The 3,862-nt window shown below is 62.0% G+C and carries 4 protein-coding genes; all 4 read right to left on the bottom strand.

The genetic code is table 11. From position 1 onward, the window contains the following. Window positions 1-243 precede the first annotated feature (243 nt). Window positions 244-1,293 (bottom strand): branched-chain amino acid ABC transporter permease, encoded by a 1,050-nt coding sequence (locus AC1DX0_RS32470; protein WP_477221087.1) that lies wholly within the window; start codon window positions 1,291-1,293, stop codon window positions 244-246. Window positions 1,294-1,304: 11 nt separating this feature from the next. Further along, a complete protein-coding gene (locus tag AC1DX0_RS32465; RefSeq protein WP_477220740.1) occupies window positions 1,305-2,186 on the bottom strand; it encodes a branched-chain amino acid ABC transporter permease in 882 nt (293 codons plus the stop codon). Between the two features lie 8 nt (window positions 2,187-2,194). Continuing rightward, the gene (locus tag AC1DX0_RS32460) at window positions 2,195-2,962 is read right to left on the bottom strand and encodes an ABC transporter ATP-binding protein (RefSeq protein ID WP_477220739.1); all 768 of its coding nucleotides are present in this window, start codon (window positions 2,960-2,962) and stop codon (window positions 2,195-2,197) included. Continuing rightward, window positions 2,962-3,862 (bottom strand): NtaA/DmoA family FMN-dependent monooxygenase (locus AC1DX0_RS32455; protein ID WP_477358481.1); only part of this gene is annotated, 901 nt, incomplete at its 5' end. The genes AC1DX0_RS32455 and AC1DX0_RS32460, both read right to left, overlap by 1 nt.

Genomic DNA, 3,862 nt, shown 5'->3' with positions numbered 1-3,862 from the left:
ACGATGGAGCGTAGGGCCCGGTGCGGTAGGTAAACAGCGGATAGAGCTGTTGGCCGGTGCCGTCTTCGGCGAAGGACGCGCTGCTCAGCAGCGTGACGGCCATCGCGGCAGCGGCCGCCAGCGACATGGTCTTGGTTAGCAATGACATGGTGCAACCCTTGTTTGAGTGATTTTGAGAAAGTGACGACTAATGCTTGGGAGGAGGCGAAAGACCCGGCGCCGAGGTATCTCGCCTGTCTGAGTTCAACTGGATGATCGTGCTCGCGAGCGCAGGGCTTCCACGCCGCGCCTTCTGAGACCGGACAATCCATCCGGTTCCTTGATCAACAGCACGATGATGATCGTGCCGAAGATGATGTGCTGCAGGTTTGCCAGCGCGCCCTGATCGCCGAGAAATGACAAATCGATGATCAGCGACAGCCGGTCGAGCAGGATTGGCGTCAGCACGATGAAGGCGGCACCGAGAAAATTGCCGAAGATGGTTGCCACGCCACCGATGATGACGATGAACAGGATCTGGAACGATTTATCGAGATTGAACGCATGCGCATCCGAGGTGCCGAGATATCCGAAGGCCCAGAGCGCGCCGGCGATGCCGAGGAAAAACGAGCTTATGCCGAAGGACAGCAGTTTGCGGCGCGCAACGCTGATGCCGATGACCGAGGCGGCGACATCCATGTCGCGGATCGCCATCCATTCGCGGCCGACCCGGCTTTTCACGATGGCGAAGGCCAGCGCGATGAGCAGCACCGTGGTGGCAATGACCAGATAGTAGCGGCCGGTGGCCGACTGCAGGTCGTAGTCGAGGATCTGCAGTCGAGGCGCCGAGATGGTCAGCGACTGGCTGTCATTCGAAAACCAGCTGAAATTGGTGAACAGCCATTCGAAGAAGAACTGGGCGCCCAGCGTCGAGGCGCCGAGATAGAAGCCCTTGATGCGCAGCGACGGCAGCCCGAAGATGACACCGGCAGCAGCCGCGATCAGGCCGGCAAGGATCAGGACGACCGGCAGCGGCAGGAACGGCGCCCGCAGCAGCAGATTGTAGGTCGAGAAGGCGCCGATCGACATGAAGGCAGCCGAACCGATCGACACCAACCCCGTATAACCCATCAGCAGGTTCAGCCCGATGCCGGCAAGCCCCATGATCACCGTCGGGATGATGATCGAGCTCAGCCAGTAATCGTCGGCAAGGGCCGGCACCGCAAAGGCGGCAATCAGGCCAGCGACGATAGCGAGGGTGCCAACCCCGAAGGCAGGCTGGCGGAGCGGCTTGGCCGGGGCGGATTCCTGCAGCGTGGTCACGATCAGACCCTTTCGATTTCGCGGTCGCCGAACAGGCCGGCCGGACGCACCAGCAGGAAGCCGACAGCGAGGATGTAGGCAAACCAGGTGGAGACGCTGCCATTGACCAGCGGGCCGATATAGATGTCGGCCAAGGCCTCGGTCGCGCCGACAAGCAGGCCGCCGGCGATGGCGCCCGGGATGGAGGAGAAGCCGCCGATGATCAGCACCGGCAGCGCCTTGAGCGTGACCAGCGACAGCGAATACTGCACGCCCTGGCGCGATCCCCAGACAAGGCCGGCAACCAGGGCCACGATGCCGGCTACGCTCCAGACGATGCGCCAGATGGCAGGCAGGCGGATGCCGATCGACTGCGCCGCAAGCGTGTCGGAAGCCACCGCCCGAAGCGAGATGCCCATGCGTGTCTTGTTGAAAGCGATGGCCAGCGTGGCGACCAGCGCTAGCGCAATCAACGAGGCAATGATGTCGAACTGGCTGACGTAGATGCCGCCGACCTGTACGGCGACATCGGGGATGCCGAGATCGAGCATGTGAACATCCATGCCCATCAGCAATTGGGCAAAGCCCTCGATGACATAGCTCAATCCCAGAGTGGCCATGAACAGCGTCAACGGATCGCGGTTTCGCAGCGGCCGCAGCACCAGCCACTCGATCAGCATCGCCATCACCACCATGACAAGCGATGTGACGATGAAGGCCAGGGCGAAGGGCATGCCTTTCTCGGTCAAGGTGACGAAGGTCAGCGCCGCAAACAGCAGCATCGCACCTTGTGCGAAATTGAAGACCCCGGATGCCTTGTAGATGAGCACGAAGCCGATCGCGACGAGTGAGTACATCACTCCGGCAAACAGACCGCTGACCAGTGTTTCAAGGAAATAGGACATGAGTTTCCTCAGTGAACCGTGCCGAGATAGGCGGCTATCACGTCGGGGTTCTTGCGCACCTCGTCGGGTGCCCCGTCTGCGAGCTTGCGGCCGTAGTCGAGCACCACCACATGGCTGGCGAGGTTGAGCACGATGCCGACATCATGTTCGATCAGCACCACGGTCGAGCCGAAGATGCGATTGACCTCGCGGATCACGCGGCTCATCTCCTCCTTCTCCTCCTGGTTCATGCCGGCCATCGGTTCGTCGAGCAGCAGCAGCTTGGGGCCGGAGACCAATGCGCGGGCCAGATCAACGCGTTTCTGCAGCCCATAAGGCAGCGTCGAAACTATGCTGTCCGCATGACGGTCGAGCCCGAGGAAAGCCATGGTGCGCTCGGCGCGGGCATGAAAGCCGCGGCGCTCGGCGCTGTCCCTGCCCAGCCGGAAGATGTTTTCGAAAAAGCTGGCGGTGCCATGACGAGAAAGACCGGCCAGCACGTTTTCGCGCACCGACAGGCGCCGAAACAACGCATTGTGCTGGAAGGTCCGGCCGATGCCGAGATGGGCTGCCTTCTGCGGATGGATCGCCTCGAAGCGCAGCCCGTCGAAGACGATGTCGCCGGCGTCGGCGCGATAGACGCCGTTGATCACGTTGAGAAGCGAGCTTTTGCCGGCGCCATTCGGCCCGATCAAGGCGCAGATCTCACCGTTGGCGACGCTGAAGCTCAGCGCGTTGAGGGCTCGTACCCCCTTGAAAGACAGCGACACGTCGTGGAGTTCGAGCAGGCCAGCCATCACGCATTCACGGATTTCAGACGGGCCGCCGAAGCATGGTCGGCTTCGCGGCGCTTGACGGCCTCGATGTCACGGTACGCGTCGGCGGGATGCGTCCTGGGAAGATAGGGTCCGTCGCCGAACAGCTTCTCGCGCAATGTGCCGGGCTTGTAGGCGGTGGGATAGACGCCGCGCTTCTGCAATTCCGGTACGAGCAAGTCGACGGCGGCCTCGAAGCTTTCGGGCGTTACCGCATAAGCAAGGTTGAAGCCGTCGACATCGGTTTCATCGACCCATTCCTGCAGGATGTCGGCGATGGTGCCGGGCGAGCCGACGAAGACCGGGCCAACGCCGCCGATGCCGCCCCATTTCGCCAGCTCCTCGACGGTCCAGGCCTTGTCCTTGCCGGCGAAATGCTCGACCATCGAAACGATGGCATTGGTCTCGACCTTCTTGAGCGCGTCGGTCGGCGCATACTGGCCGAAGTCGATCCCGCTCCAGCCGGACATGAATACGAGCGAGCCGTCATAGGACGTATAGCTCTGATACTCCTCGAAGCGCTTCCGGGCCTTTTCGTCGGTTTCGTCGATGATCAGCGTGGTGAGGTTGTAGATCAGAACTTTCTTCGGATCGCGGCCGGCGGCAGCGGCCTTTTGGCGGATTTCGGAAACATAGGCCTTGAGCAGCGATTTGGTCGGCGCGCCGACGAAGACGCACTCGGCATGCGCAGCGGCAAAGGCCTTGCCGGGACCAGATGCGCCCGCCTGATAGAGAACCGGGGTGCGCTGCGGCGACGGTTCCGACAGATGGTAGCCAGGCACTTCGAAGAATTTGCCCTTGTGGCCGATCTCATGCACCTTGCTTGGGTCGGTGAAGATGCCACGGACCGGATCACGCTGCACCGCGCCCTCTTCCCAACTG

The sequence above is a fragment of the Mesorhizobium sp. P3_A9 genome (assembly GCF_056402975.1).
The sequence above is the reverse complement of the archived record's forward strand: the minus strand, read 5'-3'. Positions and strand labels throughout refer to the sequence as shown.

What these genes read in the sequence shown, in the direction of transcription:
- AC1DX0_RS32460 (WP_477220739.1), bottom strand. Translation starts at nt 2,962, where the DNA reads ATGGCTGGCCTGCTCGAACTCCACGACGTGTCGCTGTCTTTCAAGGGG.
- AC1DX0_RS32465 (WP_477220740.1), bottom strand. Translation starts at nt 2,186, where the DNA reads ATGTCCTATTTCCTTGAAACACTGGTCAGCGGTCTGTTTGCCGGAGTG.